This window comes from Vibrio nereis NBRC 15637 (genome assembly GCF_001591105.1).
GTDB classification, from domain to species: domain Bacteria; phylum Pseudomonadota; class Gammaproteobacteria; order Enterobacterales; family Vibrionaceae; genus Vibrio; species Vibrio nereis.
Genome location: NZ_BCUD01000007.1, coordinates 100,150 through 121,985 on the forward strand (window position 1 = coordinate 100,150; position 21,836 = coordinate 121,985).

The window sequence follows — 21,836 nt, forward strand, 5'->3', positions numbered from 1 at the left end:
GCTTTCTTTTACAATGAGCGAGGTTGAATTATCGAACCACATTGCACGGCTTATCTGATCAACTGGATCAATTCGCTAATCTATGGGAAGTTAGCGCTAAAGCGGAATTAGCGAATGTCGATAACGCAAGTTTCAGTATTATTTTGGACCAAGTTGCAGAAATGCGTTCCCTAAAATCATAATAAAAGTAGGAGTATAGAGTGGAGAAAGTATTGTCGGTTATCGATTTTCTTCTGACTCATAAAGTGGTTTTTACGGCACTGATCATCGTGCTGGTTTACATTCTTCGCCGATTTATTTTGTCTAAAATCCGAGGTGATGTCGCTTTTGTATCGGAAGAGCAGCGCAATTGGATGTCTCGGACTAAAAACGGCTCGTTTGCCTTATTGGTTATCCTACTTTTCATTCTATGGAAGTCAGAGATCAATGAGTTTGCATTATCGGTAACGGCGATTGCGGTTGCGATTGTTGTTGCATCCAAGGAAATCATTCTTTGCTTTACGGGGTCGATTCAACGCGCTAGTTCACGTTCTTTCCGTGTTGGTGACTGGATAGAAGTCGGCAAAATATGCGGAGAGGTGATAGAACACAACCTGATGGCGACCGTGATCCAGGAAATCGATCTTTATCATGGGCAGTACAATTACACGGGTAAGACGGCAACACTCCCAAATAGTATGTTTTTTACCTATCCGGTAAAGAACCTCAATTTCATGAAGCGTTATGTTTTTCATAACTTCTCAATTGTGGTGCCTGATTTTGTGAACTTATACCCTTTGGTTACGCCGATGATGGAAAAAATCGACGGGCACATTCATTATTTCCATGAAGTTGCGAAGCGCTACAACACGGTGATAGAAAAGCATGCAGGTGTCGATCTACCAAGCTCAGAGCCACATATCCATATTACTAGCGCCTCAACGGGCGAGCAGGTGGTGCACTTTATGCTTTTTTGTCCAACCGATAAAGCTACGCATTTAGAGCAAGACATTCGTGCCGATTTTATGGCTCTGTATGAAGAGCGCTTTCCTAAAGATAACTCTAAAGAATAGCGCCTTATTCAATACACGTTAACTTGCAATACCCGCAAAGCGTTAAGCCATTGCTGTTCTCAAATGACATTATGTTGAGAACGCCAATGGCTTTTAGTGGTTATTTTGCAAGTTCTTTACATGTACTTTTTAAGTCCTCATGTTTATTTACTTACGTTTGCCGACTTTGCCGCAGACTTGAAAATATATGTTTGTAATCGTTCGCTTTTCTCAACAATACACATACATATAAGTTATATTTGCGCTTGGTTTCATAACAAGATGGCGTGGCTATGCGAATTCTATTTTTCATCTTATCTTTATTCCTTGTTGGGTGCTCACAATTCAACCCATCGACACCGATTCAACCTGATCCGAATTGGACGTACGGTGTATTGGAGAATGGTGTTAGTTATCATATTTATCCAAATGACAAGGAGCCAGTTTCACTGCGCCTGTACATGAATGTGGGGTCGATAAATGAAACCGATCAACAAAGAGGCTATGCCCACTTCTTGGAGCATATGGCGTTCAATGGCAGCACGCACTTTACGTCCAACGACGTTGTGAAAATGTTCGAGGAGTCCGGGTTATCTTTTGGGGCAGATATCAATGCTTATACCAGCTATTACGAAACCGTGTATAAGCTGGATTTGCCGAATGATGCGCAGCTGGACAATGGCCTTAAGTGGATGCGAGATATTGCTGATGGCCTGACTATTTCAGCGAGTGAAGTTGAAAAAGAGAAAGGCGTTATTTTAGGTGAAATTCGTCGTAACCGACCAGAGAATAAAGGGTTTGCCGACAAATATTATGATCACTTAATTGAAGGCACGGCTTTAGAGCACGCTGACGCGGTAGGAAATGTTGAGTCCGTTAACCGTGCTACTGCTAAATCCATAAGAGAGTTTTACGAGTACTGGTACCAGCCGCACTATGCTGAAGTGATCATTACAGGTGACGTGGAAGTTAACCAAGCGCTTAAACTGATCCAAGCTCAGTTCTCTGATTGGGAAAAGACAAGTACGGCACCAGAGAAAACGCCCCAAAAAGTTGATTTCGCACTGAAAGACTATGTGGATACGATAAACGCGTATGAATCTTCAAAGCTTACCCTGATGTCATCGCTCAACCCAGTAAAACTGGAATCTCGTGAACAACTAATTGATTCTCTGTTTGATGAACTTGCGCTCGGTATTATCGACCAGAGGCTAACTTCTGTGTTTAATGACTCTGCATTTTCAGTACAGAACCTATTCGCAGGGCAAGTACCAATAAACGAAAATCAGGTGGCGGTGTATACCGTTTCTTTCACAGAAAAGGATCGTGAAAACGTTGAAAATCTATTCTTGGGTACATTATCTTCACTACGCGATTATGGTGTTCAAGAAAGAGATTTAGAGTCAGCGATTACTTATTATAAGCAGCAACTTGAAGATTTAGACTATCACTGGGCTCAGAAAGACGCGGTCAGCCTTGCAGAGGATCGCAGTTGGGACTTATCTACCGAGCGAGTAAGTCAGTCAAAGCAAGATTATAAAGCAAGCCTTGGAGAGTTTATGTCCAAGGTAAATCTCGAACGAATCAATCAGAAGATAGAAACTCTTTTATCCGATGATCTTGTGGTATTGGTTGGCGTGAATGACAAAGCGACTCAGTCGGTTTCGAGCGCGCATGTTAATGACGTGAAGGCGCTCTTGGCCAAGCTGGGTAAAAAGCCACTAAACGCTTCGAGTGATATTGCAGAGCTTGTTGAACCGCCTCAGCCTGGTCAAATCATTAAACAGTATAAGAATGGACAGGGCTTCCATATCTGGGAGCTTTCTAATGGTGTAGAAGTTTGGCTTGAACAAGACAAAAAAGCCGAAGAGCACGTCAACGTTATTTATGTCAGTCAGGGAGGTAGAGCTGCATTACCTCCAGAGCTATTCGCCGCTCAAGAGTTTGCAATTCCTGTTGTGATCAGCAGTGGTATCGGTGGGTTTAAAGGTCCGGACTTTGATGCGTACTTAAAACGTAACAACATTCACGTTTTTCCGTTTATTAATTTTACTCATCATGGCATTGACCTTGGCGCTAAGCGAGATAACTTAGCGGATGCGTTTAAAGTGCTTTATAACATTGCAACCAATATTAATGTTGATCAAAGGCAGATACAGAAAACCCAGCGTAAAACGTATCAAGATCTAGAACGCTATGTCGCCACACCAATTGGTCAGTGGCAGCGAGCGATTAACAAAAATAGTTACTTACCCCACAGCCGCCACTATTTTCTTTCAGCTCCAGATTACACATCGGTGACTGAGGAGAAAATTCGTCAGGTTCATCAGGATCTGTTCGGTAAAAATCGGGGTAACAAATTATTGATTATTGGTGATCTTCAGCCAAATGATATGACTTCATTGTTGCGTCAGTATATTGCTTCTATGCCACTTGAACGTACTGAAAAACCAAACTTCCAAGTGGCTTACAATCCGGCGCCTGAATCTGAGATAGAACTGCCGATCTATGATGAGAAGAGCAGTTTGTACTTGGTTCGAATCACGAATCCCAACGTTTCAGACACGTCAGTGAAAACAGTGTTCATGGATGACATGTTGCAAAAGTTGCTGTTTAAGCGTTTGAACGAATATGTACGTGAAGAACTGAGCTTAGATTACGCGCCCGATGCTTACAGTGTGAGGCAGGACCAAGAACCAAGTACAGATTGGTTTATAGAAGCCCAAGTAGCCCCACAAGACTTGGCTAAGATACAGCAAGCGATTGGTGTTGCGATTGAGGAAATGAAGGAAGGCGTCAGCCAAAAAGAGTTTGATACTGCTGCTAAGCAAGTCGCGGTTTCTTTGCAATATCTTAAAGACGATGCAGCCGAAAGAGCGTGGTTTTATGCCCGCTATCTCGCGCATGGATACGGTGTAGGTGCTTTAAAAGATGTGCAAAAAACGGTCGAATCTATCACCGTAGACGACTTAAACCAAAGAATAGAGGAATCATTTGGTTCGTCGACAATGATAAGTAAATACAGCTTAACGCCAGAAAAATAAACAATAAATATGTTTAACGGCCGCCTAACTAATTAGGCGGCCGTTTTTAATCGTGAAGGAAAGTATCGTGATGAATAAAGTGATCGATTTGTTTAGGCACGAATGAGCTATAAATGAGACTGGTATGGCTGCTAGGAGTAGAAATATGGTCGGTCATACCTTCAATCGTGGTTTCTTCTACCGTAACTGTGCCGTCCGATGGTTTGCGTTTATCCATTAAAAAGAGCGCTCGCGCACCGATAGGAACAGTGCCTGCAATACTGCCAAGTTTTTGTGGGTAATTCCAGCGGCTACTATGCTCTTGCAGCCCAAAGTGAGGTGAGTTGCCGAGAATAGTCCCCATACCTAGATCTTGAATTCTCGTGACAATGGATGCCCCCCTCATCGGTGATCCCAGCGTAACCACGTGTGAAATACACTCTTCAGAATGTTTCCTTGAGTCTAAATACTGCTTGATGATTAACCCACCTAAACTATGGCCGACCAGTATGTTACGCCCATGATCGCTTAATGCGTGATCAATCGAGCTAAAAAGGCGGTGGGGGTTAATCGCTACGCTGTTATAGGTGATAACCTGAGTTTCGTATCCGAGATTTTTTAGCTTTTGGCTTAGCGGCTGCATCACCATGCCGTGCATGTACAGCCCATGTAATATGATGATTTTCATACAACGCTCCTAGGCACTAATAGCAATAAGATACGCTTTTTATCTAGTTTTGATCTAGGGCAAAAGTGTATTGTTTATGAAAATTGTCACACAACTGAATCAATTTAGATACTCCATTCGGTATTTTTTCTTGAAAATCAAATGTTTTACTCCGCAATAAAATTCGAATAATTAGTTGTTGATGCAAAATAACTCTGTGGCTTTTGCGTAAATCTGTAATCTGTTTGCGAGTTAATTTGAAGTTTCTCACTTTAATAGGTGTCAAACACGGCATATTCCCGCAAGTTGTTTTATGAGAAGAATAAAGCTTTCAGAGTAAGGACTGGAAGTTTAATTCCTGTTAAACAACAACTTAAGGAAATGACAAATGCGCTTACATCGAGCAAAAGTGTCTAAGAGTATTTTTACTCTGAGCACTTTGACGGCGTCGTGCCTAATGGCATTTAACAGCTATGCAGCGGTTGACTGTTCCTCATTGGATGAATGGCAGGCAAGTGCCGTTTATACTGGTGGTGATAAGGTTCAACACAATGGGTCGGCTTATCAAGCTAACTACTGGACACGTAATAACAATCCAGAACAGTTCTCTGGAAACTACGCAGAGTGGAAATTGCTGGATAACTGTTCTACTGGTGGAGATACTGGGACGCCAACCAATACAGCTCCGTCAGTAACGTTAACTTCTCCTTCTGCTTCAGACTCTCTTGTGACTGGTGATGTTATTGCTCTTGCGGCTAATGCATCAGACAGTGATGGTACAGTGGCGAAAGTTGAGTTCCTTGTTGATGGCGTAGTAGTTGGCGAGGCGACAAATGCACCTTACAGCGTGGCTTGGACAGCTGTTTCTGGTAACCATCAAATCAGTGCCATTGCTTACGATGATAAAGGATTGGCAAGCGATGTCAGCTTAGCGTCTGTCACTGTTTCAGACAGTACAGTACCAGGGAATGAAGCACCAACCGTGTCTATCGCACTTTCGGCCAATAGTGTGGATGTCGGTGGTGTAGTTACCTTTACTGCCGATGCAGCGGATGCTGACGGTAGTGTTGATAAAGTGGATTTCTATGTGGCTGGTGCTTTAGTAGGGACAGCGGCAACCGCGCCTTACACACTAGACTACACCGCGACTAAAGCCGGCTCTTTGGCTGTCTATGCGCGAGTAACGGATAATCTGGGTGCAACCACAGATTCTGCGTTAAGTACGCTAAAAGTTATTGGCGCAGCTACCGCTAGTAACTGTCGCCCTGATGGCCTGTATCAAACAGAAGGTGTCAACGTACCTTACTGTTCGATTTATGACGAAGAAGGCCGTGAGAAGATGGGTGCGGATCACCCACGCCGTGTTATCGGCTACTTTACAAGCTGGCGCTCAGGTGATGACGATCAAACCGCTTACCTAGTGAAAGACATTCCTTGGGAACAGCTTACTCACATCAATTACGCCTTCGTGAGCATCGGCTCTGACGGTAAAGTGAATGTTGGTGACGTAAACGATCCAAATAACCCTGCAACAGGTAAAGAGTGGGCTGGTGTAGAAGTCGACCCAACTTTAGGCTTTAAAGGTCACTTAGGTGCACTTGCTACTTACAAGAAGAAGCATGACGTTAAGACCCTGATCTCTATCGGTGGTTGGGCAGAAACGGGTGGTCACTTCGGTGCGAACGGTGACCGTATTGCAGACGGTGGTTTCTACACCATGACAACCAACGCAGATGGTTCTATTAACCACGCTGGTATCGAGAAATTCGCGACGTCTGCAGTCGAATTTATCCGTAAGTACCAGTTTGACGGTGTAGACATCGACTACGAATACCCAACTTCAATGGCTGGTGCGGGTAACCCATACGATAAAGAGTTCATGGAGCCACGTCGTAAGTACCTATGGGCATCTTACCAAGAGCTAATGAAAGTGCTACGTGAGAAGTTGGATGCAGCTTCTGCACAAGACGGCACTCACTACATGCTGACCATCGCGTCACCATCTTCAGGTTACCTACTACGTGGTATGGAAACATTCGACGTAACTAAGTACCTAGACTACGTAAACATCATGTCTTACGACTTGCACGGTGCTTGGAACGACCACGTTGGTCACAACGCGGCACTGTACGATACAGGTAAAGACTCTGAGCTAGCACAGTGGAACGTATACGGTACTGCTGCATACGGCGGCATCGGTTACCTAAACACTGACTGGGCTTACCACTACTTCCGTGGTTCTATGCCTGCAGGCCGAATTAACATTGGTGTACCTTACTATACTCGTGGTTGGCAAGGTGTCACTGGCGGTGAAAACGGTCTTTGGGGCCGCGCAGCACTTCCTAACCAAGCAGAGTGTCAACCAGGTACAGGTGAAGGTGAGAAGAACAACTGTGGTAACGGCGCAATTGGTATCGACAACATGTGGCACGACCTTGACCCACAAGGCAAGGAAATGGGCGCAGGTTCGAACCCAATGTGGCACGCGAAGAACCTAGAAAAAGGCATCTGGGGTTCTTATGCTGAAGCATATGGTCTAAACCCAACAACTGATCCTTCAGACAAGCTAACAGGTACGTATACACGTCACTACGACTCAGTCGCTGTTGCTCCGTGGTTGTGGAACGCTGAGAAGAGCGTATTCCTATCAACGGAAGATAAAGAATCGATCAACGTGAAAGCTGATTACGTTATCGACAAAGAAATCGGCGGTATCATGTTCTGGGAACTTGCGGGTGACTATAACTGTTACGTACTGGATGCTAACGGCAACCGCACAGGAATTGATACCACAGAGCAAGCTTGTGCAGCTGGAAGCGGTGAGTACCACATGGGTAACACCATGACTAAGGCAATTTACGACAAGTTTAAATCTGCTACGCCATACGGCAATAAGGTAGCGACAGGTGCGATCCCGACTGAAGCGGTTGATATTACGGTGAGCGTTGGTGGCTTTAAAGTGGGCGATCAAAACTACCCGATCAACCCTAAGATCACTTTCACGAACAATACAGGTCAAGCTATCCCTGGTGGAACTGAGTTCCAATTTGATATTCCGGTATCAGCACCAGATAACGCGAAAGATCAATCAGGTGGCGGCTTGAAAGTGATTGCTTCTGGTCATACTCGCGCGAACAACGTTGGCGGTCTTGACGGCCCAATGCACCGCGTGGCGTTCTCACTACCATCATGGAAAGATCTTCCAGCAGGCGGTACGTATGAGTTGGATATGGTGTACTACCTACCAATCTCTGGCCCGGCAAACTACAGCGTCAACATCAATGGTGTGGATTACGCGTTTAAGTCAGAGCAACCAGACTTACCAGTCGCTGATCTTTCAGGCTCGACGGGTGGCGACACTGGCGGTGGTGATACCGGTGGTGGCGATACAGGCGGTGGTACGACAGATCCAGGTAAAGTCGTTACTTGGGTTCCTGGTAGCACGCAAGTGAGCAACGGAACGACGGTTTCATACAATGGTAAATGCTTCTTGGCTAAGAACAACCCAGGAGTATGGGAGTCTCCAACTCAAACCAATTGGTTCTGGGAAGAAGTAACATGTCCATAATGAGTGGCACCTGCTAAGCGGCTAGCTTTTTAGGTAACTCAGCATAACAAAGAGCCCTACTCACCAGAGTAGGGCTCTTTTATTTCCAGCTAACCAAGTTGCTTATTTTAGATGGTTTCACTGCAATTTGTTTCAATTTTCTACCTTTCAACTTCTAATGTCAGCTTTTGTAAAATAACTGTCAAAGTGCTCATTTATTAACCGTTGCATATTGAGAGACTGATGGTCGAGTCAGTATAGTGGCCCTCGTTTTATCGATTTACAAAATTATTACTTGTGTTTTATTCGGCAAACTCATTATTTGAGAGGAAGGTCGTATGAAACACGTATTTAACACCATTTTATTTTATTGCTAGGTTTATTATGAAAGTTGCTCCTTTATTCTTGTTGTCTGCGTTAGTGCTTACGGGATGCGGTGGGTCAGATGGCGGCTCGTCCAGTTCCGATACAGGCTCAACCAGTAGTAATATGTCTGGCGGTAGCACGACGAACCCTGTACCAGATTCAGGGGGCAATACAGGTACAACGACGCCAGTCGCACCACCTCAATCCAACGAATTTGCTGATTTAATGCTATATGCGGTGAACCAAGCGCGTTCAACGCAACAAAACTGTGGTGGTGACATTATGCCCGCAGTTCCAGCCCTGACTTGGGATTACAGTTTAGAGTCGGCTGCTTATGCGCACTCAAGTGATATGGCTAATGCTGATTTTATGGATCACACGGGATCTGACGGTAGCTCACCAGGTGATCGAATCTCTGCAACTGGGTACGAATTCAGTGCTTGGGCTGAGAATGTGGCTGCAGGCCAGCAAAGTATTGATGAAGTCATGGCATCTTGGTTGTCTAGCCCGGGGCACTGCAAAAATATTATGAGCAGCAGTGTGACGCAACTGGGTGCTGCTGCAGTTGAAAATGCAGATACCCGTTATGGAATTTACTGGACGCAAGTATTTGCTCGCCCTTTATAAGCGATTATTCCCTTATCTTCCTACAGGCTCTGATTTCCATCAGGGCCTGTTTTTTAACAACAATAGTTGTCCATAAGAGCTGAGGTAGCCTATAAAAGAAGGAACACTTAATGTTAGGGAACGTTTATGACAAGTCTGTTTGACGATGTGCCTAGTCATCTTTCTAGTGAGATTTTCGAAGACTTGGTGAATGCCAAAGGGGTTAGAGTGGAAAGAATTCTCTCGTACGGGCACACCTCTCCTGAGAAAGGTTGGTACGACCAAGAAGAAAATGAGTGGGTTTTAGTGCTCGAAGGGTATGGCGTTCTTGAATTTGAAGATGGTCGGCGTATCAAGCTAAAAGCGGGTGATTACCTTAATATTGAGCCTCACGAAAAGCACAAAGTTGTCGAAACGTCATCTAATACAGTCACAATATGGTTGGCTATCTTTTACCAATAGCGTGTACGGCTGGTTCTATGCTTTAGAGATGTAGACCCGTACTAATCACTATCAGCTACAACAACTAGCGATTCTGTGTTTCAGAACCGCTAGCGTATATATTGCTAAGGTTTGAGCTTTAATACCGCATCAATATCTTCTGCTGAGTGCCTTTCTGGTAATTGCTCCCAGTCTTCGCCCCAGTCTCGGTTGATAATTCGACCGCGTTGAACCGCCGCCCGAGCATCAATCATTTCTGCCCAGCGCTTAACGTTTTGGTAGCTATCAACATCTAAAAACTCTGCAGCATCGTACGCTCTACCGAGCACTAAGCTTCCGTACCAAGGCCAAATCGCCATATCTGCAATGCTGTACTCTTCACCAGCAATGAAAGTGTGTTTAGCCAGTTGTTTGTCTAGCACATCCAATTGACGCTTCGCTTCCATAGCAAAACGGTTAATTGGGTATTCAAATTTTTCTGGCGCATAAGCATAAAAGTGGCCAAATCCTCCGCCCAAATACGGAGCAGAGCCTTGTAACCAGAATAGCCAGTTCATCACCTCGGTGCGAGAGGCCACCTCAGTAGGTAAGAAATGGCCAAACTTTTCAGCCAAGTAAAATAGAATATTGCCTGATTCAAAAACTCTAATTGGCGTTTTACCTGAATGGTCAACCAAAGCTGGGATCTTAGAATTTGGGTTTGCATCGACAAAACCAGAACCAAATTGATCACCATCGCCAATCTTAATTAGGTAAGCGTCATACTCTGCTTCACTTACTCCAAGTGCGAGTAGCTCTTCCAGCATGATGGTCACTTTTTGGCCGTTAGGCGTGCCCATTGAATAGAGCTGTAGAGGGTGTGAACCAACTGGCAGAGGTTGCTCATGGCGTGCCCCAGAATCAGGACGATTAATGCTCGCCCACTGACCGCCATTTTCTTCGTCCATTGTCCAAACTTTTGGGGGTACGTATTGGTTTGTCATTGCTATTCCTTATTCAGATTGTTCGATGACTCTAATCATAATTGGGATGGTGACGATAAATACAAACCCTAAACTAAAAAATGGTTTAGATCTAATGGTGCTGATTAAGGAGAGAAAAGTATAAAGAAGCCAGGAAAGTATCACTGGCTTCTACGTAGGCGATGACTATTTTTGAAGGTAAGCCAGAACATCAGAGAGGGACGGCATAATATGATGATTAAGGCTTTTGATCTCTTCACAAGGCTCAACCAAATCTGGGATTTGGAAGGTTGTCATATTGGCGGATACGGCACTTCGAACCCCGTTATTTGAATCTTCGAATGCGAGGCAGTGTTCTGCTCTTACTTGCAAACGGCTGGCCGCGAGTAAATAGATTTCTGGATCTGGCTTCCCCCGAGAAACCTCACAACCACAAGTTAGGCTATCAAAGTAGCGATCTAAGCCTGCGAGCCTCAGTTTTACCGACGCAACGTCTTTGTGCGTAGAAGTGGCAACCGCAGTCGGGACGTTATTCTCGTTTAACCACTCCAGTAACTCGACCACGCCTTGTTTTACAGGGATAGGCTGATGCTTGACGATGGCGTTGTAGCTCTTGCGCCACTCTTCGTGGAGTTCATCAAGGTTATCACCGTAGGCTTTGCGAAATATTTTCTCTATGCCAGCGGCATTGCGACCAATAATGGAAAGGTAAACCTCTTCGTAAAAGGGTTGATTCACGGTTTCGCAAGCTTGTTTGAACACTCGCATGCAGACACGCTCAGTGTCGAGTAGTAGGCCATCCATATCAAAAATGGCTGCTTGAAATTTCATGGTACGACTTATTTATACAACGTAAAGAGTTACTGTCATTCTGGCACAGTTGGCGTAGCGAGTAAAAGAGCTGCTCTATTGGTGAGATCAATATACAGGTGATTGGTAGAAAGTTGCTTTTGGTTAGTGAATTGTAACTGAATTGTTTAGTACACTGCCAAGATAACAAATCAATTGAATAATTCACTAATCAGCGGAGAAAGTAATGAATAACAAGAAGGTAGCATTTGTTGGCTTAGGAGTAATGGGATATCCAATGGCAGGGTATCTGAGCAAAGCGGGTTACAGCACCAAGGTATTCAACCGCACAAAAGCGAAAGCAGACACGTGGGCAAGCGAGTATCAAGGGCAAGCGTGCGAAACGCCTAAGCAAGCAGCATTAGACGCTGATGTCGTATTTGTATGTGTAGGTAATGATGACGATGTACGCAGCGTGGTTTTTGGCGAAGATGGCATTCTGGCTGGGCTGAAGCCGGGTGCAGTGCTGGTGGATCACACCACAACTTCGGCTGATCTTGCGATCGAGCTAGCGGCTGCGGCAAAAGAGAATGGTAACAGCTTTATTGATGCGCCCGTATCAGGTGGTCAAGCTGGCGCAGAAAATGGCGTTCTTACTATTATGTGTGGTGGTGATCAGAGCGTGTTTGACGTGGTGGCACCAGTGATGGATGTTTACGCAAAACAAATCACGTTGCTTGGGGAAAATGGACAAGGTCAGCGCTGTAAGATGGTTAACCAAATCTGTATTGGTGGCATTCTGCAAGGTTTAAGTGAAGCCTTGCTGCTTGCACAAAAGTCAGGCCTAGACATTGAACAGGTCGTCGACACGCTAAAACATGGCGCTGCGGGATCTTGGCAGATGGAGAATCGCGCTGTCACTATGGCACAAGATAAGTTCGATTTTGGCTTTGCGATTGATTGGATGCGTAAAGATCTTGGTTTCTGCCTGGAAGAAGCGGAGCGAGTGGGGATTGAATTACCGTTGACCAAAAATGTGGATGAACAATACGCGCAGTTGCAACAAGAAGGCTTAGGTCGAATGGATACGTCGGTACTGTTTAAGTCGGTTGCCAAAAATCAGAAATAGAGCATGCAAGCAGAGAGAATGATTAAGTTCACTCCAAGCCACTGATCAGTATGTAAGAGATGCTTTTAGCATCTCTTTTTTTATTCAGGGCGGTAAATATGCCTACTCTCTAAACTGTCAGATCTGCAATCTTATTTTATTGGCATATGCTATTAATTGTTTTTGGCATAGGCTAATAACGTCCTAGCCAAATGATGCCAGAGGAATGCTATGCCAAGACCAAAAATCCAACGCCGAGTTTGTGGCAGAGCCGCGCACACCTGTTTTAAGCCCAATGGTGTACCACTTAGCCAATTAGACTCGATGACTATCCTGCCTGATGAGTTAGAAGCACTTCGCCTCGCCGATCTCGAAGGGATGAGCCAACAAGAGGCGGCAGAACAAATGGGGGTTTCAAGGCAAACATTTGGTAACACAGTGAAGAAAGCAAGATGGAAAGTCGCGAAGAGCTTAGTTGAAGGTAACGCGCTTATTTTTCCACCTAAGGAGTAAATCATGATCTATGCCATTCCCAATGATGGTTTGCACGTCGCTAATCATTTTATGAAAGCGCCCTATATTGCTCTCTACAACGAGCAAGGTTTGGTCAAAAATATCCCTAATGCTGCTTTGGAGGGCGGTTGTAAGGCCAAGTCTCAGTTACTTAATCAGCTTAAAGAGTTACGTGTTAAGGCGGTTATCGCCAGAAACATTGGTGAGCGTTCCTTAGCCAAGTTACTCCGTCACAATATCGGTGTCTACCGCGTTGCTAAGCGCGTGGAGTTAGACGCAGTGCTTACGAGCGATCTCACTAAGCTGGCATCGAGTGAGCAAGGTAGGCCGTCTATTCAGCATCGAAATAAGACAAGTTGCTCAGGATGCTCAGGCGCTAAGGAAAAGGCGGCGTCACGGTTACAGTCTTCGGCTTTGTCTAGCTCTCCTAGGCGAGATCGTTTCAACCTGAGGTTTGCTAAACTTATAGGTAAACAAGGAGAGTAAAATGACGTGGTTGTTTGCCTTTTTAGGCTTTATGGTAGTGATATTCCTGATGGCATTAGGCGTTATCTTTCACAACAAACGGATTCAAGGGAGTTGTGGTGGATTGGGCAGCGTCGGGGTAGATAAAGTGTGTAACTGTGAAACTTCATGTAGTGAAAAAAAGCTTTATCAAATCTCTGAGCCTGATGACTCTTGATACTGCTGAGTGATGATTTGAGCCGCCCCTTAGTCTGAGGCGGCTTCTTACTTAGGCTAATTCGTAGCTAATCACATACAGTGTATCTGTATTTGGGTAGATCTCTCGGATCAGCGCTTTTAGCTTCGGCAGTTCCATAAATTCTTGCTGTGCGTGGAACTCGTTGATGTCGTCAAAATGGAGCGGCTCAACGGACAAAATTTTAATCTCACAAACTTTCTTGTCTGTCTCAAGTGTGAAAACTTCCACCGTTGTACCTGGCACATAGTGAGACTCTGACTCATCACGAATCGTAATCGTCTTTTTACCCGCTACGATGGACGGTGTTAAAAACTCAAAGAAGGTGATTTTTGTCGGAGCGTTCATGACTCTTCCTGTTTTTGGCGCTTGTGCTTAGGCACATAGTTCAGGATAGAAATAGGCACTGGTTTGCGGGGTTCAAACCCTTCAATTTCACGGCGTTCAATCAAGTGGCCTAAACGGCTTTCGATCATACACAGGTTTTTGAAATTGTCTTTGGAGACAAATGAAATCGCTTCGCCTTGCGCGTCTGCACGACCCGTACGGCCAATGCGGTGTACGTATTCATCGGCAGGGAATGGTAAGTCGTAGTTAATCACTCGTTCTAGACCTTCAATATCAATACCGCGCGCGCCAACACCAGTTGCGATCATGTATTTGATCTTGCCTGCTTTGAAGTCTTCTAACAAACGTAGGCGAATGGCTTGACTACGACCACTATGGAAAGCTTCTGCTTCAATGCCCCGTTTTTCTAGCTGCTGAGCTAGCTTAGCTGCGCCATGTTTGGTTTCAATAAAGATCAGTGCTTGGTTCCAATTATTTTCTTGAATCAGATGGCTAAGCAGCGCTGACTTTTTATCTTTATCAACAGTGATGAGCCATTGCTCGATGTTTTTCTTTGACGCTTGATTAGCGGCAATCGAAATTTCGAATGGGTTGTGTACAGCGGATTTAGCCAGATCGCGAACTTTATTCGACAGTGTGGCGGAAAAGAGTAGGTGCTGGATGTCTGTTGGAAGGCGGTCGAGGATCTTGTTGATGTCGTCAATGAACCCCATATCTAACATGCGATCCGCTTCGTCCAAGACCAGCATTTCAACCTCTTCAAAGTACACGGCACGTTTACCATACATATCAAGCAAACGGCCAGGCGTCGCAACAAGAATATCGACGCCTTCAATCAATGCTTGTTTTTGCGCTTTTTCATCCACACCGCCATACATCGCAAGTGAGGTGAGGTTCAAGTTCTGACCGTAGTCACGTACTTTTTGTTCAACTTGTTCTGCCAGCTCACGCGTTGGTGTCAGAATAAGTGCGCGAATACGTTTCTTACGCTGAGTGTCACCTCGCGCTAGCTTTTCAAGAATAGGAAGCACAAAGCTCGCCGTTTTACCTGTTCCCGTTTGAGCCGCGGCAATAAGGTCTTCGCCTTTTAAAATGGCTGGGATCGCTTTGGTTTGAATAGTGGTTGGTTTGTCGTAACCAAGCTCACGAATTGCATCTGTGATAGGTTGGCTTAAACCAAGTTTTGAAAAAGGCATGATGACACTCTGAATCTATAATATGGGTAGGCTTGTCGCCTAAATTTGTTGGCGCAGAGTTTAGCACAACCTATTACTCAGGCATCACAATTTCAGTGACGATTTCTGTTTTGACCGAATTGGCGATAAAGCAATGCTCATGCGCTAAGTGGTGCATCTTTTCCAACTGTTCGTAACTAGGCTGTTTGTCACCGGAGAAGGTAATTATGGGTTTAAGGGTGACGTGGGTTACCGACGTTCGGCCTTGCTTGTCTTCTTCCATAATACCAACCGCATGATCGGTGTACGCGTCGATCACATAGCGACGTTTAGCTGCGATACCCAGAAAGGTCAGCATGTGGCAGCTAGAAATCGCAGCAATAAAGGCTTCTTCCGGGTCTACATTTTCTTCTACTGAATAGGGCAGCGGAATCACATGGGGTGAGGCCGACCCTGGCACTGTAACACCACCATCAAACTCCCATGTATGGCCTCGGCTATATTGGTTGTCTTTGAACGCTTCGGTTGGGTTGCGCTTCCAGTAAACGGTCGCTGTGTAGTCTGACATGTAGAACCTTCCTTGTGGGCGAGAATGTTTGGATTCTACACATGTTTTGAGTGTCAATGCTGGATAGAAAAAAGGGTTGCCTTTAAAAGACAACCCTAATCACATTTTTTATTCACCCCAGCATTCTTGCTTGGTTTTGCCAGACTTCATGCACTCTTGAAGTTTCATGGCCTTATCTTTATTACCCTTGGCGTTGTTTTTCGCTTCCTCGGCTTTCTTCATGCCTTTATGACGCTTTTCTTCGCCGTATTTCTTACCTTTCTCTTGGTTTTTACGCCCTTCTCGCGTCATTTCTTCTTGGTATTTGCGTGTTTCTCGTTTTGTTTCTTCACGGTCCTTTCGTGCCTCACGGCGCATTTCTTCTTTTTTCTTTTCTTGTTCCAAAAGCCACTTTTGTTCTTCTTTTTTCATTTCTCGATTCAGTTGGCCTTGCTCTTTTTTGATCTCTTTAGCGATTTCATCTTTGCTTGTTGCTTCAGCTTGCTTAATACCCTCTACAAACAGTTTCTGCTCTTCATCGTTCGCTATAGCGTAAGTAGAAAGTGAACCCAGAACACAGATTATCGAAGTAGTCAGTAGCTTATTCATTCGTCTCTCCTAAATATAATTATTATTGCGTGCGCAGTTATAAGTTTTGGGCGCTGATGACATGAATGTCAATTAAGGCTCTTAGCTTACTCACTAAGAGCTCAGTAATTTAGGAGTGAGGAAAGAGCATTGGCTCAGGATCTCAAAGTAGAGTCTGAGCTGCTTAAAACTCAGACTCTGCCTGGAAAGTCATCGCTTCTTTTGTATACGGGTGCTCTAACTCGAGCCTTTCCGCATGCAGATGAAGGCGGTTTTCTTTTTCACCATAAAGCCCATCACCCACCATTGGCATGTTAAGTCCTAAGTGGTGAGCACAGTGGACTCGAAGCTGATGAGTACGACCTGTTTTTGGGTATAGGTACAGTTTAGAACGGCCACCTTGAACTTCGATCCGTTCCCAGTAGGTTTCTGCTGGTTTTCCATGCTCGAAACAAACCAACTGGCGAGGGCGGTCTTCAGGGTCGCCGCGCATCGGCAGAGTTATCTCACCATTCAAAGATTGAACTTCGCCTTCTAGTAAAGCGACATAGCGTTTTTGCACGCTGCGAGAGATAAACTGCTTTTGCAGGCTCTTGTTCGCGCGTTTGGTAAGGGCAAATACTAGCAAGCCCGAAGTTGCCATATCGAGTCGATGGATCACAAACGGACCTTCTACATTTGGATGTCTTTGTTGAAGGCGAGTGTAGGCAGAGTCCTTAATCGTTTTTCCTGGTACTGAAAGCAGGCCAGACGGCTTGTTGACCACCACCATGGCTTCATCTTCGAATAAGATCTCTAATTCCTTATCCTCAGCCCAGTTTTCAGCAAGTGGGTTGTCATCAACGGCCATGCCTTCCAACATGTGGCCTAAGATTGGCTGGCACTTGCTATTGCATGAAGGGTAGAACTTCGTGTGCTGGCGAATTTCTGATTTCGGTGACACTCCCCACCAAAATTCGGCCATGGCGATAGGGGTGAAACCATGTTTAAACGCGTAGTGCAGTAATTTAGGCGCTGCGCACTCGCCTGCACCAGCGGGAGGTGTAGGGTTGGTTGTTTCAGAGAAAATCGACTTTAATGACTTCTCTTCACCGCGAATATTGAGGAAACGATATTGCTCAAACAACTTGTTCTGTAACGTATTAGAGCGTTTTTTTCGCTGCTCTTTCAGGGTATTTAGTAGTGATGTGAGTTGCTCCAGTTCAGCCTGAACGTCTGCAATCTTCGCTTCCCACTCCAGTTTTAAGTACTTCAACACATTCTTTTCGGCCACGCTTTCTTTGCCTAGTTGATCTAGGACGTTGCTCAAGTCCTGAGGTGGCAGAGTTTGTTCAGCTTGCTTACGCTGTTCTTTGCGCGCTGCACGGCCTTGAATCATTCGTTCACGCTGCGCTTGTTCTGCCTGTGAATACTCAGCTTGATAGCTTGTTAACGTCTGCTTAAGGTGCGCGAGTTTTGGGTTCGATTGGTGCTGTTTAACTTGTTCATTTATCGCCGTGATTTCTGCTAAATCGCTGCGGAAGAAGCTCTGTTCCGTCAGCATATCGAAAACAGGTGGTACGAACCCTGGTAATAAGTTTTGATCCGCTATTTTTCCAGAAAAAGCAGAAAGGAAGCCTAGTTCACCTTGCGGTGACTTAACCAACAGAACGCCAAACATTTTGCCAGTGCCTTGCGGGTTACCATCCACGCCAAAGTCGTGCTGCCAATCGGTTTGGGTGAGCAAGTGCTGTTGTAACTGCTGTGCGGCAACTTCACACAAAGGGTGAGGTTGATAGTAAAACGGGAAGGTAAACTTATCGGGCAGTGAATAGTGGCTGATGTCTGAGGTAAAGCGGGTAAACAAGTTTTCAGGTTGGTGCATTTTTCTAATCACTACAGGCAAAATCACAGGGGCGTGATTTTACCTGTTTGCGTTGGGATTGCCAGTGGTTGCGCGATTGCTTAGGTATGCCTATCGAATGTAGCGAATGTCAGCACTGATCAACCAGTGCTCCACTTTACCGTTTGGTTTTTCTACCCATAGGTCATTATCAAAGTGTTTTACGCGTCCCTTAATACTCAGCGAGAGCTTATTGTCCTCAAAACTTTCCACTTTAATAAACGGATCTGAACTGATTAAAAAAGGTTCTACGTCTTCGACAGTCGTGTTTACTGGAACAAGAAAGTAGTGATTCAACTTGCCGTCACTGGGTTCGGTGGATATAGCCTTGTAGCCAAGCAGCGTGTATTGCTCGTTGATCGGCTTGTTAAGGACTTCAGAGCCAAGGCGAACGTGAGTAGGAACAAATACATACGTTAGCAGTGCAGCAACCGCAACGATGACCACTAAAAAAGAGAGTTTTAATCTAGACATAATACTGAGAATGGAGAGCCAATTAAGCGGTCATATTAGCATGATTCTAAAATGTAAAAGACGATTTTATTGGTCATGAAGATACCTTTATTATTGCATGTGTGTAAAAATCTAGGCTCTGAGAGGGTGATTGTTAGAGATTAAACAATGGCAAATTGGGAAGGTGTGAGTGAGTTTGTGGCAGTAGCTGAGTTGAACTCATTCACTGCCGCTGCGAACAAGCTGGATACGTCGGTAGCGCAAATCAGTCGAAGGGTGGCGACATTAGAAGAAAGACTGGCGGTAAAATTATTCCACAGAACAACGCGTAAAGTGACATTAACTGAAGCAGGGCAGCTTTATTACACTCAGTGTAAACATTTAGTCGAGGGGCTGGAGTTGGCGGAGCTGGCCGTTACCCAAATGCAATCAACGCCAAAAGGACTGCTGCGTATTACTGCCCCCGTCACTTATGGAGAGCAGCGCATCGCGCCATTACTGCATCAGTTTTTAGAGAAATACCCTCAAGTCGACCTGGATCTGATGCTGACCAACCAAAAACTAGATTTGATTGAACTGGGCGTAGATGTGGCGATTCGTTTGGGTCGATTGCAAGACTCCAGCTTAGTGGCCAAAAAGCTATCCAGCCGTCAGCTCTACGTGTGCGCTAGCCCTAAATACCTTGAACGCTATGGTGAACCACACACACTGTCGGAATTAAGCAGTCACCAGTGTTTGGTGGGCTCGGTTGATTATTGGCGCTTCCAGAATCAGAAAAGCGAAAAGTCTTTAAGGATTCACGGGCGAATTCATTGTAACTCAGGCATCGTGTTACTGGATGCGGCAAAACGAGGTCTGGGTCTCGCACAGCTCCCAGACTATTACGTGCAAGACGCGTTAGACAGTGGAGAGCTGGTGGAAGTACTGAGCGATTATAGAGATGTAAGAGAAGGTATTTGGGCGCTCTATCCGCAAAACCGGAATTTGTCACCCAAAGTACGCTTATTAATTGATTTTCTTGCGGAGCACCTCGATTAGGCGGTTTGTTCTTTTGCGTCTTGTTGCTTGATGACTTTATGGCCGTCTTCTGTGACGCCTTGCTTCCAATAGCTGCTGATGTAGATGTTTTCTCTATCTACGTGTTTTTCGTTACGGAAATACTGCCTGAGTGCGCGCATCGAATCGAACTCGCAAGCGCACCAAACGGACGCTTTTCCCTCTAGCCAAGGCAATGCTCGAATTGTATCCACCAGATCTTCATCTTGGAAAATCCACGCCACGTGCATATTGTCTGGTTTTATTAGTGACTGTACGTCTTCATCGCTAGACACTTTGATCACCGCGTAGCCTTTCGCGTTCTCCGGTAGTCGCTGAATTTTTGCCGATAACGCTGGTAATGCTGTCATATCTGCCGCCATAAAGAACCAGTCGGCTTCAATATTCATATCTTGAATCGTACCAGGGCCGACGATGTTGATCGTATCTCCAACTTTGGTTGATTCAGCCCAGCGTGAAGCAAAGCCACACCCCAAGTCCTGCGTTGTATGACGTACAAAATCGACTTCTATCTGCTGCTTTTCTGCGTCAAAACGTCGAATGGTGTAAGTTCGCATGCTTGGACGCGTATCGCTTTGCATGGAGTCAATATCAGTTCCTCCTTCACTGTTGAAAAGGAGTTTGATGTATCCGCCTTCACAGTTTAAAGGAAAGTCCCCCAGATCTTCACCTTCTAGTACGATACGTTGCATGTTTGGTGTGACTGACAAAGAGGATACGACAGTCACGCATTTTGGAGTCGGCTTTTTCATTACTTTATTCGATAATTATTCGTATTTGCATCTAGATTATCATTTTGTGCGGAGATGAAAAGAGACTTTAAACTCATTTACGATTTTTGTTGCTTTAAAGCATCGGAAAAGTCGAACCAATAAGTAACATAGCCATACCAATATTAAAGGCTCTTACCCGAGTTTGCGATGTTAGCCATTTCTGCAACTGTTGGCCCGCGATTACCCAAAAACTGCATGAAGGTAAGTTTGCTAGCATAAACATCATGGCGATAAGCAGTAGTTCTTGCCACTGGCCTTGACTGCTGTATATAGCCACCGCACTTAATGCCATAGACCAGCCTTTTGGGTTTACCCACTGAAATGACGCTGCGCCAAGAAATGTCATCGGTTTGTAGTTGTCTTTTGATTCGGTTTTGCCAGATAGCGCAATTTTAAGTGCTAAATACAGCAAGTAAGTAAGGCTTATCCATTTAAGAACCGTGTGAGTAATAGGATAAGCATTGAATATGCCTATTAACCCCACGCCAACCAGCAAAACCATAAAACCAAAGCCTAGAGTAATGCCTAGCATATGCGGTACGGTGCGATTAAAACCGACATTGGCGCCAGATGTCATGAGCATCAAGTTATTAGGACCGGGCGTAAATGTAGAAACAAACGCGAACAAGGCAAGTGCGCTTAACTGTTGAAATTCCATATTTCTCTCCTGAAACGTAAAAATGAATCATTGATTATTGTCTGACCGGTCAATAGCCATAATATGTAGAACTAATCGCAATTGTGTGCTTTTATTCGAGTTTAGAGTGTTAATTTTGCAATAAGGATGCGTAGTGGATAGATTTGACGAAAGAATATTGCATGAGCTAAAAATCGACGGGAGAATCTCTAATGTTGAGCTGGCTGAAAGAATAGGGTTGTCCCCTTCGGCTACGCTCAGGCGAGTACAAGAGTTAGAGAAAAAAGGCGTAATAAAAGGCTATCGAGCCATGCTCAACAGCGTAGAGTTGGGAATTGGCTTTATTGCGTATGTCTCTATCGGTCTGTCAAGCCACCGTAAACAGGCCCAGCTTGAGTTTGAAGAGCATGTCAGGTTTGTTGATGAGGTGGTCGAGTGCCATAACATCACGGGTGCAAACGAGTATTTGCTCCGAGTTGAAACAAAAGATTTATCAAGCTACAAAAAGTTTCATGCTGATGTGCTAGGAGAATGCTCTCAAGTACAGTCTATAACCACAATGGTCGTAATGGATTCACCTAAAGATGAGCGATAAATAATCAATTAGTATCTTTTTTCTTATAT

Annotated in this window: 23 protein-coding genes; 12 read left to right on the forward strand and 11 right to left on the reverse strand. The window is 44.9% G+C overall.

Annotated elements, in window-relative coordinates; translation table 11 throughout:
* Positions 1–23: 23 nt before the first annotated feature.
* From VNE01S_RS19285 to VNE01S_RS09620, 3 genes are all read left to right on the forward strand, one after another.
* Complete coding sequence (locus VNE01S_RS19285; RefSeq protein WP_156309811.1) at positions 24–182, forward strand: hypothetical protein; 159 nt, start codon at positions 24–26, stop codon at positions 180–182.
* Positions 183–200: 18 nt separating this feature from the next.
* Positions 201–1,052, forward strand: a complete 852-nt coding sequence (locus tag VNE01S_RS09615; protein ID WP_053395017.1) for a mechanosensitive ion channel family protein — start codon at positions 201–203, stop codon at positions 1,050–1,052.
* Positions 1,053–1,324: 272 nt separating this feature from the next.
* Positions 1,325–4,075 (forward strand): M16 family metallopeptidase, encoded by a 2,751-nt coding sequence (locus VNE01S_RS09620; protein ID WP_053395016.1) that lies wholly within the window; start codon positions 1,325–1,327, stop codon positions 4,073–4,075.
* Between the two features lie 46 nt (positions 4,076–4,121).
* Here VNE01S_RS09620 and VNE01S_RS09625 read toward each other — a convergent pair whose 3' ends face one another.
* Positions 4,122–4,742 carry an esterase/lipase family protein gene (locus VNE01S_RS09625; RefSeq protein ID WP_053395015.1) on the reverse strand — a complete coding sequence of 207 codons (621 nt, stop codon included), beginning with the start codon at positions 4,740–4,742 and terminating at the stop codon, positions 4,122–4,124.
* A gap of 367 nt (positions 4,743–5,109) precedes the next feature.
* On the opposite strand from VNE01S_RS09625, the gene VNE01S_RS09630 reads away from it, so the two are divergent.
* The 3 genes from VNE01S_RS09630 (at position 5,110) to VNE01S_RS09640 (ending at position 9,702) form a co-directional block, all read left to right on the forward strand.
* Entirely contained in the window at positions 5,110–8,289 is a 3,180-nt protein-coding gene (locus VNE01S_RS09630) for a chitinase C-terminal domain-containing protein (RefSeq protein ID WP_053395014.1), read from the forward strand.
* 363 nt (positions 8,290–8,652) lie between these two features.
* Entirely contained in the window at positions 8,653–9,261 is a 609-nt protein-coding gene (locus tag VNE01S_RS09635; protein WP_053395013.1) for a CAP domain-containing protein, read from the forward strand.
* A gap of 126 nt (positions 9,262–9,387) precedes the next feature.
* Complete coding sequence (locus tag VNE01S_RS09640) at positions 9,388–9,702, forward strand: cupin domain-containing protein (RefSeq protein ID WP_053395012.1); 315 nt, start codon at positions 9,388–9,390, stop codon at positions 9,700–9,702.
* Positions 9,703–9,806: 104 nt separating this feature from the next.
* On the opposite strand, the gene yghU is transcribed toward VNE01S_RS09640, so the two are convergent.
* Both yghU and VNE01S_RS09650 read right to left on the reverse strand, forming a co-directional pair.
* Positions 9,807–10,664 carry a glutathione-dependent disulfide-bond oxidoreductase gene (yghU, locus tag VNE01S_RS09645; RefSeq protein WP_053395011.1) on the reverse strand — a complete coding sequence of 286 codons (858 nt, stop codon included), beginning with the start codon at positions 10,662–10,664 and terminating at the stop codon, positions 9,807–9,809.
* 165 nt (positions 10,665–10,829) lie between these two features.
* Positions 10,830–11,474: an HAD family hydrolase gene (locus tag VNE01S_RS09650; RefSeq protein ID WP_053395010.1), complete on the reverse strand. Its 645-nt coding sequence runs from the start codon at positions 11,472–11,474 to the stop codon at positions 10,830–10,832.
* Positions 11,475–11,679: 205 nt separating this feature from the next.
* On the opposite strand from VNE01S_RS09650, the gene VNE01S_RS09655 reads away from it, so the two are divergent.
* The 4 genes from VNE01S_RS09655 to nqrM all read left to right on the forward strand — a co-directional run bounded on the left by VNE01S_RS09655 (position 11,680) and on the right by nqrM (position 13,735).
* Positions 11,680–12,561, forward strand: a complete 882-nt coding sequence (locus tag VNE01S_RS09655) for an NAD(P)-dependent oxidoreductase (protein ID WP_053395009.1) — start codon at positions 11,680–11,682, stop codon at positions 12,559–12,561.
* Positions 12,562–12,771: 210 nt separating this feature from the next.
* A complete protein-coding gene (locus VNE01S_RS09660) occupies positions 12,772–13,053 on the forward strand; it encodes a DUF134 domain-containing protein (RefSeq protein ID WP_053395008.1) in 282 nt (93 codons plus the stop codon).
* Positions 13,054–13,056: 3 nt separating this feature from the next.
* Positions 13,057–13,539, forward strand: a complete 483-nt coding sequence (locus tag VNE01S_RS09665) for a NifB/NifX family molybdenum-iron cluster-binding protein (RefSeq protein WP_053395007.1) — start codon at positions 13,057–13,059, stop codon at positions 13,537–13,539.
* 1 nt (position 13,540) lies between these two features.
* A complete protein-coding gene (nqrM, locus tag VNE01S_RS09670; protein ID WP_053395006.1) occupies positions 13,541–13,735 on the forward strand; it encodes a (Na+)-NQR maturation NqrM in 195 nt (64 codons plus the stop codon).
* Positions 13,736–13,786: 51 nt separating this feature from the next.
* On the opposite strand, the gene yqfB is transcribed toward nqrM, so the two are convergent.
* From yqfB to VNE01S_RS09700, 6 genes are all read right to left on the reverse strand, one after another.
* Positions 13,787–14,101 (reverse strand): N(4)-acetylcytidine aminohydrolase, encoded by a 315-nt coding sequence (gene yqfB, locus VNE01S_RS09675; RefSeq protein ID WP_053395005.1) that lies wholly within the window; start codon positions 14,099–14,101, stop codon positions 13,787–13,789.
* Positions 14,098–15,297 (reverse strand): DEAD/DEAH box helicase, encoded by a 1,200-nt coding sequence (locus tag VNE01S_RS09680; RefSeq protein ID WP_053395004.1) that lies wholly within the window; start codon positions 15,295–15,297, stop codon positions 14,098–14,100. The genes yqfB and VNE01S_RS09680 overlap by 4 nt, the downstream gene beginning before the upstream one ends.
* Before the next feature lie 73 nt (positions 15,298–15,370).
* The gene (locus tag VNE01S_RS09685; protein ID WP_053395003.1) at positions 15,371–15,844 is read right to left on the reverse strand and encodes an OsmC family protein; all 474 of its coding nucleotides are present in this window, start codon (positions 15,842–15,844) and stop codon (positions 15,371–15,373) included.
* Positions 15,845–15,952: 108 nt separating this feature from the next.
* Positions 15,953–16,432, reverse strand: a complete 480-nt coding sequence (locus tag VNE01S_RS09690; RefSeq protein ID WP_053395002.1) for a hypothetical protein — start codon at positions 16,430–16,432, stop codon at positions 15,953–15,955.
* A gap of 163 nt (positions 16,433–16,595) precedes the next feature.
* Positions 16,596–18,275, reverse strand: a complete 1,680-nt coding sequence (locus VNE01S_RS09695) for an RluA family pseudouridine synthase (RefSeq protein ID WP_053395001.1) — start codon at positions 18,273–18,275, stop codon at positions 16,596–16,598.
* A gap of 90 nt (positions 18,276–18,365) precedes the next feature.
* Positions 18,366–18,767, reverse strand: coding sequence for a hypothetical protein (locus tag VNE01S_RS09700; protein ID WP_053395000.1), 402 nt, complete (start codon positions 18,765–18,767; stop codon positions 18,366–18,368).
* A 147-nt stretch (positions 18,768–18,914) separates the two neighbouring features.
* Between VNE01S_RS09700 and VNE01S_RS09705 the strand changes: the two genes are divergently transcribed.
* Positions 18,915–19,784 (forward strand): LysR family transcriptional regulator, encoded by an 870-nt coding sequence (locus VNE01S_RS09705; RefSeq protein ID WP_053394999.1) that lies wholly within the window; start codon positions 18,915–18,917, stop codon positions 19,782–19,784.
* Here VNE01S_RS09705 and VNE01S_RS09710 read toward each other — a convergent pair.
* Both VNE01S_RS09710 and VNE01S_RS09715 read right to left on the reverse strand, forming a co-directional pair.
* Entirely contained in the window at positions 19,781–20,554 is a 774-nt protein-coding gene (locus VNE01S_RS09710; protein ID WP_053394998.1) for a siderophore-interacting protein, read from the reverse strand. The genes VNE01S_RS09705 and VNE01S_RS09710 overlap by 4 nt on opposite strands.
* Positions 20,555–20,648: 94 nt before the next feature.
* Positions 20,649–21,233: a LysE family translocator gene (locus tag VNE01S_RS09715; RefSeq protein WP_053394997.1), complete on the reverse strand. Its 585-nt coding sequence runs from the start codon at positions 21,231–21,233 to the stop codon at positions 20,649–20,651.
* Between the two features lie 133 nt (positions 21,234–21,366).
* On the opposite strand from VNE01S_RS09715, the gene VNE01S_RS09720 reads away from it, so the two are divergent.
* Entirely contained in the window at positions 21,367–21,807 is a 441-nt protein-coding gene (locus tag VNE01S_RS09720) for an Lrp/AsnC family transcriptional regulator (RefSeq protein ID WP_053394996.1), read from the forward strand.
* Positions 21,808–21,836 lie beyond the last annotated feature (29 nt).

Bases quoted from the DNA above. Each gene is read 5' to 3' on its own strand.
- VNE01S_RS09630 (WP_053395014.1), top strand. From the start codon at position 5,110: ATGCGCTTACATCGAGCAAAAGTGTCTAAGAGTATTTTTACTCTGAGC.
- VNE01S_RS09650 (WP_053395010.1), bottom strand. From the start codon at position 11,474: ATGAAATTTCAAGCAGCCATTTTTGATATGGATGGCCTACTACTCGAC.
- VNE01S_RS09695 (WP_053395001.1), bottom strand. From the start codon at position 18,275: ATGCACCAACCTGAAAACTTGTTTACCCGCTTTACCTCAGACATCAGC.
- VNE01S_RS09680 (WP_053395004.1), bottom strand. From the start codon at position 15,297: ATGCCTTTTTCAAAACTTGGTTTAAGCCAACCTATCACAGATGCAATT.
- VNE01S_RS09690 (WP_053395002.1), bottom strand. From the start codon at position 16,432: ATGAATAAGCTACTGACTACTTCGATAATCTGTGTTCTGGGTTCACTT.
- VNE01S_RS09710 (WP_053394998.1), bottom strand. From the start codon at position 20,554: ATGAAAAAGCCGACTCCAAAATGCGTGACTGTCGTATCCTCTTTGTCA.
- yqfB (WP_053395005.1), bottom strand. From the start codon at position 14,101: ATGAACGCTCCGACAAAAATCACCTTCTTTGAGTTTTTAACACCGTCC.
- VNE01S_RS09685 (WP_053395003.1), bottom strand. From the start codon at position 15,844: ATGTCAGACTACACAGCGACCGTTTACTGGAAGCGCAACCCAACCGAA.
- VNE01S_RS09635 (WP_053395013.1), top strand. From the start codon at position 8,653: ATGAAAGTTGCTCCTTTATTCTTGTTGTCTGCGTTAGTGCTTACGGGA.
- VNE01S_RS09715 (WP_053394997.1), bottom strand. From the start codon at position 21,233: ATGGAATTTCAACAGTTAAGCGCACTTGCCTTGTTCGCGTTTGTTTCT.
- VNE01S_RS09640 (WP_053395012.1), top strand. From the start codon at position 9,388: ATGACAAGTCTGTTTGACGATGTGCCTAGTCATCTTTCTAGTGAGATT.
- VNE01S_RS09665 (WP_053395007.1), top strand. From the start codon at position 13,057: ATGATCTATGCCATTCCCAATGATGGTTTGCACGTCGCTAATCATTTT.
- yghU (WP_053395011.1), bottom strand. From the start codon at position 10,664: ATGACAAACCAATACGTACCCCCAAAAGTTTGGACAATGGACGAAGAA.
- VNE01S_RS09705 (WP_053394999.1), top strand. From the start codon at position 18,915: ATGGCAAATTGGGAAGGTGTGAGTGAGTTTGTGGCAGTAGCTGAGTTG.
- VNE01S_RS09700 (WP_053395000.1), bottom strand. From the start codon at position 18,767: ATGTCTAGATTAAAACTCTCTTTTTTAGTGGTCATCGTTGCGGTTGCT.
- VNE01S_RS09660 (WP_053395008.1), top strand. From the start codon at position 12,772: ATGCCAAGACCAAAAATCCAACGCCGAGTTTGTGGCAGAGCCGCGCAC.
- VNE01S_RS09625 (WP_053395015.1), bottom strand. From the start codon at position 4,742: ATGAAAATCATCATATTACATGGGCTGTACATGCACGGCATGGTGATG.
- nqrM (WP_053395006.1), top strand. From the start codon at position 13,541: ATGACGTGGTTGTTTGCCTTTTTAGGCTTTATGGTAGTGATATTCCTG.
- VNE01S_RS09620 (WP_053395016.1), top strand. From the start codon at position 1,325: ATGCGAATTCTATTTTTCATCTTATCTTTATTCCTTGTTGGGTGCTCA.
- VNE01S_RS09655 (WP_053395009.1), top strand. From the start codon at position 11,680: ATGAATAACAAGAAGGTAGCATTTGTTGGCTTAGGAGTAATGGGATAT.